The sequence below is a fragment of the Rhodoglobus sp. G.S.4 genome, from assembly GCF_056619605.1.
Genome location: NZ_CM152748.1, coordinates 1,281,343 through 1,296,688, shown reverse-complemented (window position 1 = coordinate 1,296,688; position 15,346 = coordinate 1,281,343). Strand labels below are relative to the sequence as shown.

16 protein-coding genes are annotated in these 15,346 nt (G+C 57.9%); 4 read left to right on the top strand and 12 right to left on the bottom strand.

Translation table 11 applies throughout. The annotated features are described in order from the left end of the window. Nucleotides 1-66: 66 nt before the first annotated feature. On the bottom strand, nt 67-1,437 hold the full coding sequence (locus AC061P_RS06300) for a class II 3-deoxy-7-phosphoheptulonate synthase (protein ID WP_480392098.1): 1,371 nt from the start codon (nt 1,435-1,437) through the stop codon (nt 67-69). Nucleotides 1,438-1,528: 91 nt separating this feature from the next. Continuing rightward, nucleotides 1,529-2,218 carry a lysophospholipid acyltransferase family protein gene (locus AC061P_RS06295; protein WP_480392097.1) on the bottom strand — a complete coding sequence of 230 codons (690 nt, stop codon included), beginning with the start codon at nt 2,216-2,218 and terminating at the stop codon, nt 1,529-1,531. 163 nt (nt 2,219-2,381) lie between these two features. On the opposite strand from AC061P_RS06295, the gene AC061P_RS06290 reads away from it, so the two are divergent. Beyond that, nucleotides 2,382-4,205 (top strand): AMP-dependent synthetase/ligase, encoded by a 1,824-nt coding sequence (locus AC061P_RS06290; protein WP_480392096.1) that lies wholly within the window; start codon nt 2,382-2,384, stop codon nt 4,203-4,205. Between the two features lie 134 nt (nt 4,206-4,339). Here the strand turns inward: AC061P_RS06290 and def are convergent, their stop codons facing one another. From def to AC061P_RS06275, 3 genes are all read right to left on the bottom strand, one after another. After that, nucleotides 4,340-4,831 (bottom strand): peptide deformylase, encoded by a 492-nt coding sequence (gene def / locus AC061P_RS06285; RefSeq protein WP_480392095.1) that lies wholly within the window; start codon nt 4,829-4,831, stop codon nt 4,340-4,342. A gap of 4 nt (nt 4,832-4,835) precedes the next feature. Continuing rightward, nucleotides 4,836-6,158, bottom strand: a complete 1,323-nt coding sequence (locus tag AC061P_RS06280) for a MinD/ParA family ATP-binding protein (RefSeq protein ID WP_449646554.1) — start codon at nt 6,156-6,158, stop codon at nt 4,836-4,838. Nucleotides 6,159-6,262: 104 nt separating this feature from the next. Continuing rightward, nucleotides 6,263-9,667: a pyruvate carboxylase gene (locus tag AC061P_RS06275; protein WP_449646553.1), complete on the bottom strand. Its 3,405-nt coding sequence runs from the start codon at nt 9,665-9,667 to the stop codon at nt 6,263-6,265. A 121-nt stretch (nt 9,668-9,788) separates the two neighbouring features. Between AC061P_RS06275 and AC061P_RS06270 the strand changes: the two genes are divergently transcribed. Further along, nucleotides 9,789-10,589 (top strand): ParA family protein, encoded by an 801-nt coding sequence (locus AC061P_RS06270; RefSeq protein WP_449648168.1) that lies wholly within the window; start codon nt 9,789-9,791, stop codon nt 10,587-10,589. 60 nt (nt 10,590-10,649) lie between these two features. Here the strand turns inward: AC061P_RS06270 and AC061P_RS06265 are convergent, their stop codons facing one another. From AC061P_RS06265 to AC061P_RS06250, 4 genes are all read right to left on the bottom strand, one after another. Continuing rightward, entirely contained in the window at nt 10,650-11,198 is a 549-nt protein-coding gene (locus AC061P_RS06265; protein WP_480392094.1) for a MerR family transcriptional regulator, read from the bottom strand. A gap of 227 nt (nt 11,199-11,425) precedes the next feature. After that, nucleotides 11,426-12,124: a transcriptional regulator FtsR gene (gene ftsR, locus AC061P_RS06260; RefSeq protein WP_480392093.1), complete on the bottom strand. Its 699-nt coding sequence runs from the start codon at nt 12,122-12,124 to the stop codon at nt 11,426-11,428. Then, the gene (locus AC061P_RS06255; RefSeq protein WP_449646550.1) at nt 12,124-12,633 is read right to left on the bottom strand and encodes an FHA domain-containing protein; all 510 of its coding nucleotides are present in this window, start codon (nt 12,631-12,633) and stop codon (nt 12,124-12,126) included. Before AC061P_RS06255 ends, ftsR begins: the two co-directional genes overlap by 1 nt. 44 nt (nt 12,634-12,677) lie before the next feature. Next, the gene (locus AC061P_RS06250) at nt 12,678-13,262 is read right to left on the bottom strand and encodes a CDP-alcohol phosphatidyltransferase family protein (RefSeq protein WP_480392092.1); all 585 of its coding nucleotides are present in this window, start codon (nt 13,260-13,262) and stop codon (nt 12,678-12,680) included. 83 nt (nt 13,263-13,345) lie between these two features. Here AC061P_RS06250 and AC061P_RS06245 point away from each other — a divergent pair, with 83 nt between their 5' ends. Next, the gene (locus AC061P_RS06245; protein WP_480392091.1) at nt 13,346-13,789 is read left to right on the top strand and encodes a hypothetical protein; all 444 of its coding nucleotides are present in this window, start codon (nt 13,346-13,348) and stop codon (nt 13,787-13,789) included. Continuing rightward, nucleotides 13,789-14,187 carry an RNA-binding S4 domain-containing protein gene (locus AC061P_RS06240; protein WP_449646547.1) on the top strand — a complete coding sequence of 133 codons (399 nt, stop codon included), beginning with the start codon at nt 13,789-13,791 and terminating at the stop codon, nt 14,185-14,187. The genes AC061P_RS06245 and AC061P_RS06240 overlap by 1 nt, the downstream gene beginning before the upstream one ends. On the opposite strand, the gene AC061P_RS06235 is transcribed toward AC061P_RS06240, so the two are convergent. The 3 genes from AC061P_RS06235 to AC061P_RS06225 are packed head-to-tail and all read right to left on the bottom strand — an operon-like array spanning nt 14,184 to nt 15,342. After that, entirely contained in the window at nt 14,184-14,474 is a 291-nt protein-coding gene (locus tag AC061P_RS06235) for a DUF4287 domain-containing protein (protein ID WP_480392090.1), read from the bottom strand. The two genes, AC061P_RS06240 and AC061P_RS06235, sit on opposite strands and share 4 nt — an antisense overlap. 12 nt (nt 14,475-14,486) lie before the next feature. Beyond that, nucleotides 14,487-14,972, bottom strand: a complete 486-nt coding sequence (locus AC061P_RS06230; RefSeq protein ID WP_449646545.1) for an SRPBCC family protein — start codon at nt 14,970-14,972, stop codon at nt 14,487-14,489. Nucleotides 14,973-14,976: 4 nt separating this feature from the next. After that, entirely contained in the window at nt 14,977-15,342 is a 366-nt protein-coding gene (locus AC061P_RS06225; protein WP_449646544.1) for an ArsR/SmtB family transcription factor, read from the bottom strand. Between the last annotated feature and the right edge of the window lie 4 nt (nt 15,343-15,346).

Genomic DNA, 15,346 nt, shown 5'->3' with positions numbered 1-15,346 from the left:
TAGCGGTCCGTTCCTTGCCGGGACGACTGCTAGCGAGCGTCGTTGTTCAACGTCAAGCGTTTGAGGCTAGAAGGCGCGAAGCTCTTCGGCAACCAAGAAAGCAAGTTCAAGCGACTGCATGTGGTTGAGTCGAGGATCGCACAGCGACTCGTAGCGGGTTGCCAGAGTGGCCTCGTCGATCTGCTCTGAGCCACCCAAGCACTCGGTGACATCATCACCAGTGAGCTCGATGTGGATTCCACCAGGGTATGTTCCCGCAGCGCGATGGGCCTCGAAGAACCCCTTGACCTCGTCAACGACATCGTCAAAGCGACGAGTCTTGTAGCCAGTGGGCGTCGTGAGACCGTTGCCGTGCATCGGGTCGGTGACCCATAGCGGCGTAGCTTCCATGTCTTTGATTGCCTCGAGCAACGGCGGCAACGCGTCGCGAACCTTGCCAGCTCCCATACGAGTGATGAAGGTAAGTCGACCCGGCTCACGCTCGGGGTCGAGCTTGTCGATCAACTGCTTCATCGTCTCAGGAGTCGTCGTTGGACCGAGCTTCACACCGATCGGGTTGCGCAGCCGCGAGAAGTAGTCAATGTGCGCACCGTCGAGGTCGCGAGTGCGCTCCCCGATCCACAGGAAATGGGCGCTGGTGTTGTACGGAGTACCCGTGCGCGAATCGATGCGAGTCATAGGGCGCTCGTAGTCCATCAACAAGCCCTCATGGCTTGAATAGAACTCCGTGCGCTTGAGCTCGTCGAAGTCGGCACCTGCCGCCTCCATGAAGCGCACTGCCTTATCAATCTCTTTCGCGAGACTCTCGTACTGGCGGTTCGCCGGGTTAGCCGCGAAGCCCTTGTTCCAGGAGTGCACCTGGCGCAGATCGGCAAAGCCGCCCTGTGTGAACGCGCGAATGAGGTTCAGAGTGGATGCCGCCGTGTGGTAGCCCTCAACCAGACGTGCTGGATCAGCGGTCCGCGACTCTGGAGTGAAATCAAAACCATTGACGATGTCGCCACGGTAGGCCGGAAGGGTTACTTCTCCGCGTGTCTCAAAGTCACTTGAGCGTGGCTTGGCGAACTGGCCAGCCATGCGGCCCATCTTGACGATCGGCTTTGAGGCACCATACGTGAGGACAACGGCCATCTGAAGAATCGTTTTGACGCGATCACTAATTTGCCGGGCCGTAGCGCCAGCAAAAGTTTCTGCACAATCACCACCCTGCAAGAGGAAAGCTTCTCCCTGTGCAGCACGCGCCAGCCGTGAACGCAGGCGATCAACTTCGCCAGCGAATACCAGCGGAGGAAGGGAAGCGATCTTGCTCGAGGCTTCGCCAACCGCAACGGCATCCGGCCACTGTGGCTGCTGCTTGATGGGGAGGGTGCGCCAGTTGTCTAGACCGGCAATCACGGTTGGATCAGCGAGCACGACTGGTTCTGACGGGTCGACCACAGGGAGATTCCTTCATACATTTACTGCGAAAATGGCTGGGCTTGTGACCCACTACGAGCCTACCGGCTCACTGGGGTACGGAATGTCACGGTCAGCGACGAGGAGCAGCCGCGCGTTCCTTGACCGACGTAGCGTACACATCCGCATACTCCTGACCGCTGATGCGGTTGAGCTCGTACATAATCTCGTCGGTAATGGACCGCAAAATGAAGCGGTCGCCTTCCATACCTTCGAAACGGCTGAAGTCGAGCGGCTCACCGAAGACGATTCCGATGCGACCCATGCGCGGGATTTTGGTGCCGATCGGCATGACCTTCTCAGTGTCGATCATCGCAACCGGAACCACAGGAACATGGCCCTCAAGAATCATGCGAGCTACACCGGTGCGACCGCGATACATCTTGCCATCTGGGCTACGTGTCCCCTCCGGATAAATGCCAAGAACTTCACCGCGAGCGAGAACCGCAAGTCCCGTATTGAGCGAGGCCTCGGAAGCCTTTCCGCCTGAGCGGTCAATCGGAAGCATTCCTGTGCCGTTGAAGAAAGCGCGAGAGAAGAAGCCCTTGATGCCGCGGCCGGTGAAATAGTCGCTCTTGGCAAGGAAGAAGATTCGCCGATCCATCACCAACGGCAAGAAGACCGAGTCAATGAACGACAGGTGGTTGCTTGCGAGGATCACGCCGCCCTTGCGTGGCAGGTTCTCGAGCCCAGAAACCCACGGCCGAAACACCGTTTTCAGAATGGGGCCGGCCACCAGATTCTTCATAAACCAATAGAACATGGTGCCTCTTTCTCCTGCTCGAGCGAATCTCTACTCTACAGCGCGCCCGAACGTACCCCACAAACGGGTGCAAATATTCTCCCGCGCTAATGCGCGCATGGTCTGACCCGCAAGACCTAGCTAGAGTGGAGTAGACCACCTTACCGGTGCCAAAGGAGTTGCCGTGAAACAGTTTGATGTACCAGCCCTAGTTGAGGCTGACCCGGAAGCGAACGCAACCGATCTTCTGATAGATCGCGTCGCGGCTACGCCAAATAACGCCCTATTCTCACTCCCCACAGCCAATGGCGGCTGGAGTGACGTGACGTCATCAGAGTTCCTAGCTCAGGTGAAGGCCGTCGCTAAGGGGCTCGTTGCCGCAGGCATACAGCCCGGCGACAAGATCGGGCTCATGTGCAAGACGCGCTATGAGTGGACGCTCATCGACTTCGCGACCTGGTTCGCCGGTGCCGTGCTTGTTCCGATCTATGAAACCAGCTCGCCAACTCAAATCCATTGGAATCTCACTGACTCTGGTGCGATTGCCATCATCACCGAGACTCCCGATCACTTCGCGCGCTTCGATGAGATTCGTGCTGACGTGCCCGCCATCGCTAACGTGTGGCAGATCGACCTCGGTGATATTGACAAGCTAGCCGCATCAGGCACTGCAGTGACCGATGAGGAAATTGAGCGCCGTCGCAACCTTGCCAAAGGTGCGGATCTCGCCACGCTCATCTACACCTCAGGCACGACGGGCAAGCCCAAGGGTTGCATAATTACCCACTCCAACTTCGTTGAACTGTGCCGTAACTCACAAAAGGCCATTCCTGAGGTTGTCAATCCCGACTCGAGCACGCTGCTGTTCATCACAACAGCGCACATCTTCGCTCGATTCATCTCCATTCTGTGCATCCACGGCGGAGTGAAGGTTGGGCACCAGCCCGACACCAAGCTGCTTTTGCCCTCGATGGCGTCATTCAAACCGACGTTCCTTTTGGCGGTGCCTCGCGTCTTTGAGAAGGTCTACAACTCCTCAGAACAGAAGGCAGAAGCTGGCGGGAAGGGAAAGATTTTCCGCAAGGCAGCAGATGTCGCGATCGCACACTCGAAAGCAATAGATTCCGGTCACGTTCCGCTGGGTCTCAAGATTCAGTTCGCCATCTTCGACCGACTAGTTCTCTCCAAGATTCGGGCTGCCCTCGGCGGACGAGTCAAGTACGCTGTCTCCGGTTCAGCGCCTCTTGGGCTTCGCCTCGGACACTTCTACCGCAGCTTGGGCCTCACAATTCTCGAAGGCTACGGCCTCACCGAGACAACGGCACCGATCTCCGTGAACAAGCCATCCAACTTCAAGATTGGCAAAGTCGGGCCACCGCTGCCCGGTGTTTCGGTGCGCATTGCCGAGGATGGTGAAATCCAAGCCAAAGGCGTGTGTGTCTTTGACGGTTACTGGAACAACCAAGAAGCCACCGGTGAAGTGTTCGACGGCGAATGGTTCAAGACCGGCGACATCGGCAAGTTCGACGAAGACGGATACCTCGAGATCACCGGACGCAAGAAGGAGATCATCGTAACCGCCGGCGGAAAGAACGTCGCCCCTGCGGCACTCGAAGATCCCATTCGCGCCAACCCGATCATCGGTCAAGTTGTCGTCGTTGGTGAACAGCGCCCGTTCATCTCGGCGCTCATCACCCTCGATGAAGAGATGCTCCCCGTCTGGCTCAACAACAACGGCCTAGATGCAACCTGGACCCTTGATCAAGCAGCAAAGCACCCTGCGGTACTCGCCGAAGTGCAGCGCGCTATTGATGTCGGAAACGCGCGGGTCTCCCGAGCAGAGTCGATCCGCAAGTTCCACATCCTCGATGCGGATCTAACGGAAGCCAGCGGACACCTCACGCCCAAATTGAGCATCAAGCGCAACGTGATTCTTGCCGACTTCGCGGATGTAATCGAGTCACTGTACTCGAACTCACCGGCTACTGAAGGAATCTCGCTCAAGTAGTAGTTGCCGAGCCGGAATGCTCGAGCACGAGAAAACCCCCGTCGTGGGCAAACACGACGGGGGTTTTCTGTGCCTACAAGCCACTGCGCCTACAAGCGACTGCGCCTACGAGCGACGAGCGACGAATGACGGCGCTAGTACCAGGATGCTTGGCGAATAGCGCGCATCGCTTCGCGCTTCGACTCGGGTTCAAGGCCCTCTATGTACAGATGTCCATCAAGGTGATCAGTTTCATGCTGGAGCGCTTGAGCCATAAGCCCGTTTCCGCTGAGTTCAATCGGCTCGCCATCAAGGTCGACGCCGGTCACGCGCGCGAACGGGTGCCGGCGACGAAGAAAGTAGAACCCGGGCACCGATAGGCAACCCTCTTCGACGAGCTCTGGTTCGCCAGACACCTCAACGAGAACCGGATTGATGATGTATCCGATTTCGCCGTCAATGTTGTAGCTGAAGGCTCGTAATCCAACACCGATCTGGTTGGCGGCCAATCCGGCACGGCCGGGAACCTGAACAGATTCAATCAGATCATCGATAAGCGCTGCAGCATGCGGGTCTCCGATAACAATCGGGTCGCACGGGGAACGAAGCACGGGATCGCCAAAGAGGCGAATCTCACGAACAGCCATAGTTTCAGTCGGTCCGTACCTCTGGGAGGCCGTCCATTACAACTGCCGCAAGCTCACGTGCAGCGTTCTTAGTCAGCTTGTTGAGGTCGCGGTAGTGCACAACCGAACCCGTGGCGAGGCTGGGGTCATAAGGAACGCGAACGATCTCCCGTACTCGCGACTTAAAGTGCGCCTCGATCTCCTCAAGCTTGACCAAGTTAGTTCCCTGCGTCGCCGTGTTCAGTGCGACTACAGCGTTCTTTACGAGATCGGCGTGGCCGTTGGATTCAAGCCACGTGAGAGTTTCGGATGCGAGGCGGGCCTCATCAACGCTGCCACCCGAAACGATGACAATGGAGTCAGCTCGCTGGAGGGTTGCACGCATGACGGAGTGCACAATTCCGGTTCCACAGTCGGTGATCGCTACTGAATAGAATCGCTCTGCCATATCCGCAACGACGTTGTAGTCATCTTCGTCGAAGGCTTCAGAGACGTGGGGGTCGGTGTCTGAGGCCAGAACATCGAGTCGTGTTTCGTCTCGCGACACGACCGTCTGAAACTCGCTAAAAGTGTGAAGCCCATCAGAACGCATGACGACGTCGCGCACGGTGGCCCGCGTCTGCTTGTCAATGCGTTCCGCGAGGGTTCCGCGGTCAGGGTTGGCATCGATCGCGATGATGCGATCTTCACGAGTATCTGCCAATGCCATTCCGAGCAAAGCTGTGATCGTCGTCTTTCCGACACCACCCTTGCGAGTGAGCACAGGAACGAAGCGAGTACCACCGATAAAGGTCTTGGTAATGCGCGCCTCGAGCGCTTTGCGCTCCCGTACGTAGTACGAGTCACCCAGATTCACCAAGTGGAAGGTGAGCGCATAGACAAGCTCCTGCAGGAAGCCCTCAGGTGCCGGACGACGGTTCTTCTTACCCTGATTGATGAGACGTTCGGCGGTGAGCATCGTCGCCGTTTCGGGAGCAGCGCGAACCTCGGTGCGCTGTCGACCGCGACGTGTCGTTGGGTGATCTACCGGAGGCAATTCCGGGATAACCGCCGCTTCTTGGGCAGTCTCTGCAGGCATCGTGACCACGGCAGATGGAACAAAGGACACCGAAGTCGTTGCCATAGCTGCGGGGTCAACGTGGTGGGCGTTCACCGGCACGTCGTCGATAGCGACAGCCGCCTCGTGCTCTGGAGTCTCCCGAACCTGAGTCGGCAACGCCAACGTGAACGTGAGACTTTCAGTGCTCGGTGCCTCTTTTACCGTCGAATCTTTCGAGTCGTGATCGGTCGACGAACTTTCGTCGTCGGAGGACGACTGCACATCGGGTTCATTGCGCTTAGTAGCCACTTATCGATCCCTTTCAGAAAGCAAACACACAACTTTACCGCGTATACGCACCGAACGTGACCCTTGCCTCAAAAGAGCCTCGTTCGGAGCCCACTTCGGCGTGACTAACTTGGCTCAATTTCTACAAGCAGGTCTCCGGCATCCACTTGCTGCGTCTGAGGAATGGCGAGCCGTTTGACCCTGCCAGCAACCGACGTAGTGATCGCCGCTTCCATCTTCATTGCCTCAATTGACGCAACCGCCTGGCCTGCCTCAACCTGTGTGCCCTCTTCGACCTGAAGCGTCACAACCCCCGAGAATGGCGCTGCCACATGACCCGGCTTCGACGCATCGGCCTTTTCAGCTGACGTCGAGTCGACCTTAATGCTCAGGTCTCGGACGAAGACCGGACGCAACTGGCCGTTGAGTGTGGCCATAACCGTGCGCATCCCCTTCTCATCTGCTTCACCGATCGCCTCAAGCCCGACGAAGAGCTGAACTCCCTTGTCAATTTCGACGACATGTTCGTTGCCCTGCTGGAGACCATAAAGGTAGTCGGTGCTTGCGAGAGCGGAGAGATCTCCATAGGCCTCACGAGCTTTTTCGAAAATCTGGGTCGGTCCAGCAAAGAGAAGCCTATTGAGGGCGGAACGACGTTCGTTTGGCTCACCGTCGAGAGCAGCCTGGTCTTCAGCGCTGACCTCTTCGACACCAATCTTGACGTTTCGGCCCTTGAGGACTTTCGACCGGAATGGCTCTGGCCAACCGCCAGGAAGCTCACCCAACTCCCCCGCCATAAACCCAATGACCGAGTCGGGGATGTCGTACTTGTCCGGATTTTCCTCGAAGTCCGCTGGATCTGCCTTCGCTGCAGCAAGCGCCAGGGCGAGATCTCCAACAACCTTCGAGGACGGAGTGACCTTTGGCGGACGGCCGAGCATCTTGTTGGCAGCAGCATAGAGGTTCTCGATGGTCTCGAACTGGTCGGCAAGGCCAAGCGCAATCGCCTGCTGACGCAAGTTCGACAACTGACCACCAGGAATCTCGTGGTGGTAAACGCGGCCCGTTGGTCCAGGAAGTCCTGACTCGAATGGGGCGTAAGTGTGGCGAACGGCTTCCCAATACGGTTCAAGATCCGAGACCGCATCGAGCGAGATTCCCGTGTCACGCTCGGTGTGCGCGAGCGAAGCGATGAGAGCCGACATGGATGGCTGACTTGTCGTACCCGCCATCGGAGCGCTAGCGACATCCACGGCATCCGCACCCGCACGCGACGCCGCAAGCAAGGTGGCCAGCTGGCCGCCTGCCGTGTCGTGAGTGTGCACGTGCACCGGAGCATCGAAACGTTCACGCAACGCGGCCACGAGGGTCTCTGCGGCCTCTGCACGCAGCAGCCCAGCCATGTCCTTGATTGCGAGCACGTGAGCGCCGCTCTCCATGATCTGGTCGGCAAGCTTGAGGTAGTAGTCGAGGGTGTACAGGTCCTCATTCGGATCGAGCAAGTCACCCGTGTAGCAGAGGGCGACCTCAGCGACGGCGGTGCCCGTGTTGAGCACTGCGTCAATTGCCGGGCGCATTTGAGATACATCGTTGAGCGCATCAAAAATGCGGAAGATGTCGACGCCGGTGCTCGCAGCCTCACGGACAAACGCATCCGTAACCTCGGTGGGGTACGGGGTGTAGCCGACAGTGTTGCGACCGCGAAGAAGCATCTGGATGGCCACGTTAGGTAGAGCCTCCCGCATTGACGCGAGGCGCTCCCACGGATCTTCAGCCAAGAAACGCAGGGCGACGTCATACGTTGCCCCGCCCCAGGCCTCGACCGAAAGCAATTGCGGAGTCAACCGCGCAACATGCGGCATTACAGCAACTAAGTCTCGAGTTCGCACGCGAGTAGCCAAGAGCGACTGATGGGCGTCGCGGAATGTCGTTTCTGTTACCGCGAGAGCTTTCTGCTCACGAAGAGCTGAAGCGAAGCCGGCAGGGCCCAGTTCCAACAGTCTTTGGCGTGAACCGGCAGGAGCCTCAAGGGAAAGATCAACCTGAGGCAACTTGAGCTGCGGGTTGATGATTCCTGCACCGTCGCCGTTGGGCTGATTGACGGTCACTTCAGCCAACCAGGTCAAGATCTTTGTTCCACGGTCCTTAGACCGGTGTGAGTTCACGAGCCACGGGCGCTCATCGATGAACGCCGTGCTCAAATCTCCCGCAATGAACTCCGGGTCATCGAGCACTCCCTGAAGGAACGGGATGTTTGTCGTCACACCGCGAAGACGGAACTCAGCCAGTCCACGACGTGCGCGTCGCACAGCGGACGCAAAATCACGACCGCGGCACGTCATCTTCACGAGCATGGAGTCGAAGTGCGGAGAAATTTGCGCCCCTGCAGAAACCGTTCCACCATCCAGACGGATGCCCGCGCCACCAGGCGAGCGGTACGTCGTGATCTTTCCGGTGTCAGGCCGGAACCCACTCGCCGGGTCTTCGGTCGTGATGCGGCACTGGAGGGCTGCTCCGCGGAGCTTGAGCTCATCTTGACGGAGCCCCAATTCTTCGAGGGACTCGCCAAAAGCAATTCGCATCTGAGACTGAACGAGGTCGACGTCGGTGACCTCTTCAGTGACAGTGTGCTCCACCTGAATGCGCGGGTTCATCTCGATAAAGACGTGCTCACCCTTGCGCTCCCCCGCCGTGTCGAGCAAGAACTCGACAGTGCCGGCATTGACGTAGTCAATAGACTTCGCAAAGGCGACGGCGTCACGGTACATCGCTTGTCGAGTGTTCTCGTCAAGGTTGGGGGCTGGAGCGATTTCGACAACCTTCTGGTGCCGACGCTGAACGGAGCAATCGCGCTCAAACAAGTGAATGATGTTGCCGTGCGAATCCGCAAGGATCTGAACTTCGATGTGGCGTGGTCGCACAACCGCTTGCTCGAGAAACATTGTCGGGTCGCCGAAAGCGCTTTCCGCTTCACGCATAGCCTCGACAAGCGCATCGCGGAGATCTTCTTTCTTCTCCACTCGACGCATTCCGCGCCCGCCACCACCAGCAACTGCCTTAGCGAAAATGGGGAAACCGATGTCATCGGCGCCCGCGAGAAGTTCATCAAGATCAGTACTTGCCGGAGTCGACTTGAGCACGGGAACTCCCGCAGCAATAGCGTGCTCCTTGGCTGTGACCTTGTTGCCAGCCATCTCAAGAACCTTCGTCGGCGGACCGATGAAGGCGATTCCGGCATCCGCTGCTGCGTGAGCAAGCTCCGGGTTCTCCGAAAGGAAGCCGTAACCGGGGTAGATCGCGTCAGCACCCGACTCTTTAGCTACGCGGATAATCTCCGAAACGTCGAGATAGGCACGTACAGGATGCCCCTCTTCACCAATGAGGTAGGCCTCATCCGCTTTGAGCCGATGAACCGAGTTTCGATCCTCGTAGGGAAAAACAGCAACAGTTCGTGCACCGAGTTCGACAGCCGCGCGCATTGCACGGATCGCGATTTCACCTCGGTTAGCAACGAGAATCTTCTTAAACATTCGATCCTTCCTGACAAAAACCAAGCCTAGAGTGATTGAACTCTGGCAGTTTCCTCAAGGGTGCGCAAAAGTTGGCGGAGTTTTAGGTTTCTTAACTGTAGTGAAGGTATCGTCGTTACTCGTGCACGTACTTAGCGTTAGTTCCCTCAAGGGGGGCGTTGGAAAGACGACCGTGACGCTTGGGCTCGCTTCGGCAGCTTTTGCTCGCGGTCTTCGAACCCTCGTCGTCGACCTTGACCCACAGTCGGATGTGTCGACCGGAATGGACATCGATGTCACCGGTCACCTCAACATTGCCGACGTGCTCGCTTCTCCTAAAGAGAAGATCGTGCGCGCGGCAATCGCCCCCAGCGGGTGGACTAAGGGCCGCCCCGGCAAGGTAGATGTACTCATCGGATCGCCATCCGCGATCAACTTTGATGGCCCGCACCCGAGCATCCGCGAGATCTGGAAGCTTGAAGAAGCTCTCGCCAACGTCGAGGCTGACTACGATCTGGTGCTCATTGACTGTGCACCGTCTCTCAACGCTCTTACGCGAACCGCGTGGGCGGCCAGCGACCGCGTCTCCATCGTCACTGAACCTGGCCTGTTTTCGGTTGCTGCCGCTGACCGCGCCCTTCGAGCGATTGAAGAAATTCGTCGAGGACTATCCCCACGACTTCAACCACTCGGCATCATCGTGAACCGCTTGCGCTCACAATCGCTTGAACACCAGTTCCGCATCAAGGAACTGCGAGACATGTTTGGGCCGCTCGTCCTCTCCCCCCAGCTGCCAGAACGCACATCGCTGCAGCAGGCTCAGGGAGCGGCCAAGCCACTCCACGTCTGGCCCGGCGAGAGCGCCCAAGAGATGGCGCGTTACTTCGACCAGCTTCTCGATCGCGTCATGCGCGCTGCGAGAATGGGTGAATACAACAACTAGCGTTTCCGCACGGTACTGACCCGCAGGGCGTGCCTGCGAAGGTGTAGCTACAGAGTGCGTCTAGGAAGCGCGGGATGCGCGGCGCTTCGCCAGCTCATCCATGGGGTCTTCGCCCTTGACAGTGTCGATGTCGATGAGACTTGTCTCAACTTCACGAAGCACCTTGCCAACGGCGATACCGAAAACGCCTTGGCCGCGGCTGACGAGGTCAATGACTTCGTCATTCGAGGTGCACAGGTAGACGCTGGCACCGTCACTCATGAGTGTGGTCTGGGCGAGATCGTGGATGCCTGATTCACGCAATTGGTTGACGGCGACACGAATCTGCTGAAGAGAGATGCCGGTGTCGAGAAGGCGCTTCACGAGCTTGAGCACCAGAATGTCGCGGAACCCATAAAGTCGCTGTGATCCTGATCCTGCTGCGCCACGAACGGTTGGCTCAACAAGCTCTGTGCGGGCCCAATAGTCGAGCTGGCGGTAGCTGATTCCTGCTGCCCGAGCGGCGACCGCACCGCGGTAGCCTGCTGAGTCATCGAGGTCGGGCATTCCGTCAGTGAAGAGAAGGCCAAGATCGTAGCGTGATGTCTCGCTACGGCTCAATTCACTCATGGCATTGCCCCTCTAGATTCTGATTCGACCAGCACGAGAAACGATCAACCTTCATGTTGAAGTTGACGCTTAATCTTTCGTGTTACCCCACGGTAGTCACGCCCGCCGCATCGATCAACGACATTCGCAAAAACTCCGCGGCGTGTCGGAATTAGTCAGGGTAACTGTGCCAACGTCAGCTAATCGCGCCCGGCCACAACCAGAAAACGATCAACGAATCGACCGTACTACGAATCGAGTCGACTGAGGGCAGATCGGATAAGACTGCTGCGAACAATCTCTAGCTGGCCCGCAATTTCACGAGCCATCTCTGCAGCGCGAGCCCGGCTCGATGCATCCTTGCGACGAGCTACGGGCATCAGTGCGCTCTCAATGAGCCCCAACTCGCGCTCAGCGGACGCGCGGAAGCCACGCAAGTGCCTCGGCTCAATTCCGCTGCGCTGAAGCTCGACAAGCGACTTCAGTACCGCAAGCGAATCTTCGCCAAAAACATCGGACGCCACGATAAGCGACGACGAAATCGCATCGCTCAAAAGCATGGGGGTTGCGCCAGCTTCGCGAATTAACTCTTCCCGCGTGAGCTTGCGCTCCGCCGACAGCATCGATGCTGCCGCAACGGCACCACCAGGAAGTTCAGGAGTTCTCCCGGCATCCATTTCTTCGAGATAGCCACGGATTACCTTGAGCGGCAAATAATGGTCTCGCTGCATGGAAAGCACAAAACGAAGTCGCTCCATATCGGACGACGAAAACTTGCGATACCCCGACGCCGTTCGTGCTGGCGCCACGAGTTTGCGCTCCTCAAGAAACCGAAGCTTCGACGGAGTGAGATCGGGAAACTCAGGACTGAGTTTTGCGAGAACTTGCCCAATACTCAACAGTACTGGCGCTGGAGCTTGACGCGCTTGACGCGCAACCCCAGCCACTAATTACCAGCCGCCGACGGAAGGTCACGGCGAGACGCGTAAAACGTCAGCCTGTACTTGCCAACCTGAACCTCAGCGCGGTCACGAAGAACCGCGGTCGACTCGATGCGGTCACCCCCGAGATACGTTCCGTTGAGCGAGCCCAAATCCTTAACATCGAATGTTGTACCGCGACGCAAAAACTCGACATGACGACGCGAAACAGTCACGTCATCGAGAAAAATATCCGCCTCAGGATGACGACCAACAGTAGTGATGTCGGCATCCAGCAGAAAACGTGCACCAATATTTGGTCCGCGGCGCACAATCAGCAGCGCAGAACCTGAAGGCAGCGCAGAAATTGCTGACTGCTCATCGACCGAAACATCGGCGCCCATTGCCGCGACCTGAGCCGCAAACTCGTGACTATAGGTAGCAGTGGTGTCGATTCGCTCGACAATAGGCTGCGCGGACGTCTCGTCAGCCGACTGCATGTCGGCGCCGTGACCACTATTCATTGACTCAACCATCGCAAACCTCCCTGACTGACCAGCGTATCGGATCGGAGCACTCCTCAACCCCTCGGAATGCGAGAAATTCGGACCGATTGTGCGACATAGATGAACCCAGCCCACCAATACAAGAACGCACCCCACAAAGCGAAAGCCCAACCGATGGGATCAGTGGCCCACGCGACGTCAGGAAACGCCTGCCCGAGCATCAGGATTGGAAGAGCATAGAACAGTGCCGCTGTCGCAACTTTGCCGAGGTGATGAACCGGGAGCGGGCCAAATCCATAGTTCGCCGAAATGAGTCCCAAAATTACGAGCATGATTTCGCGCGCGACGATGATGATGAAAAGCCACCACGGAATGACATTCCGTGCCGCCAAACCAATAAGTGCCGCAAAAATGAAAAGCCGATCGGCAGCGGGATCTAGCAACTGCCCCAATCGGGTGATCTGGTTGAATCGTCGCGCAATAACGCCATCGAGAAAGTCAGTCACGCTCGACACTACAAGAACGACAAGCGCAAGAACATCCTGTGCCGAGATGATGAAAAAAAGGAACACCAGCACGAGTGCGAGTCGGATGAGACTCAGCACATTGGGCACAGTCCAGACACGGTTGCTGATCTCGGGTGAACTGCTGACTGCCACACTTCGAGTGTAGCGAGCATCCGACCACGAAATGCCGCGATCGAAACAAGAACTTGCTAGCCATCAGGCGTAGCCTTAGCCCCATGTCATGCATCCGCTTTAATACTCCGGCGCAGCGGGCCCAAATGCGGGCAATGGCCCCATCGATGCTCACTGCTGAAGAGGCCGCTGATCTTCACCCAGCACCAGAAGTTACCCCAAGCAAGATTGCTCGACTGCGCATCTTGGCTGGCGACCCCAACCCGAAAATTCGTGAAAGTGCGGCGAGCAGCCACAACACGCCCGTCGACGTGTTCGAGGTGCTGGCTCGCGATACTGACGAGGACGTTCGCGCCTGCGTGGCACGCAACGAATATGCGCCGTGCGACGTGCTGCGGATGCTCGTGGATGACCCCTCGGAGAAGGTGCGGGGATTCCTCGCCATCAACTACTTCGTTCCCGAGGACACCATGAGCACGCTCGCCGCCGATGACAACGCCACAGTGCAGCGCCTTGTTCGCTGGAAAACTGAACTCGCCAGCGCCTAGTGGCTGCAGGCACAGTACGCGTCGATAGCTGGTTGTGGGCAGTGCGCGTCTTCAAGACCCGCTCACAAGCCACCGCAGCCTGCCGGGCCGGACACGTCAAAATCGGCGGTACGAGCGCAAAAGCCGCGCATCCGGTGCGAATTGGAGATGAGGTCCGCATTCGCATTGCCGGATTCGACCGCATCCTCGTTGTCAAACAGACCATCGTGAAGCGAGTCTCAGCAGTCACTGCCGCCGAGAGCTTCATCGATGAGACTCCTCCGCCACCCTCCCGCGAGGAAGTGGCGCTGGCACCCCGCCGTGATCGTGGAGCGGGTCGACCTACCAAGCGTGAGCGTCGCGAGCTGGAGAAGCTACGGGGTCGCGACGAATCGGATTCGCGACCACGCGACGACTAGTTCGGCTTCGTTGCGATTCCATCGAGCCAGAGCACGTCAGCTTCGTCACGATGAGCACCAGCGGTGCCCACATGCTTTGCGTCAATGTTCGGGCCTTTTGTGATGACGTGCACCATCGCCATGCCGTGCCCACGCCCCAGACCGTAATCGTTCTTGAGCCACTCCAGAATTTCAGCGGCCTTGACCGATCGGCCCGCAAGCCCCTTCTGCTCTGCGATCGCGATGAGTTGGCGAGGCGTGACACCGGTCTTCTGTTCTACCGCGTCCAGGTAAGCCTGAAATGACATCCCGCTTCCAGCCTAGCCTTCGTCAAGGATGGCGCGGATTTGGCCAAGAGCTTCGCGCATTCCCTCTTCCATGCCCATCTTGATCATTTCCTCGAGCTGAGCGGCTGACTCGAATCCTGAATGAATCGTGAGCCGGGTTCCGTTGTCTACAGGCTCAAAGACGAGGCGAGCGATCGTAACACCGAGGTCGCCACTCGGCTCACCAGCATCATCCGCAAATCCATCTTCTATCGATAGCTCGCGCGGTTCGACAATAGAGGTGAACTTCCACCAGCCATGCATCTTCTCGCCCTCAGGACCCGTCATGTAGTAGTGGGCGCGACCGCCAGGCTCGAACTCGAATTTCACAAACGTCGCCGGCCACTCGGGTGGCCCCCACCAGCGCTCAAGTTGCCGAGGGTCACTGACCAGTTGCCAAGAGCGCTCAAGCGTGGCGGGAAACTCGGCGGTCGTCGTGAGAGTCAGTGCCTCAACATCGGTGTGGCTCGTGACGTTCATTGCTTCACCTGTTCTTTCGTTCGTTGTCTATGTCATTGGGGTCGTCGTTGAGCACAGCGGCCATGCGCAGCGCTCGCTTCTCCCACACCTCTTCAAAGTGCGAGAGAAGTTCTTGGATTCGATGAATGGATGTCAGATCGCCGCGAACTATTTGCTCACGGCCGCTGCGCTGCTTCGACACAAGCCCAGCCGCCTGCAGCACGGCAACGTGCTTTTGAACCGCGGCAAAACTCATCTCATAGCTGCTGGCGAGACGCGAGACAGAGATTCCTTCCCGCATTACGCGCGTGACTATGTCACGACGTGTGGAATCAGCGAGAGCGCGAAACATCGCGTCCACTTCGGCGTCTGTTACTTCATCTACAACCATTTGG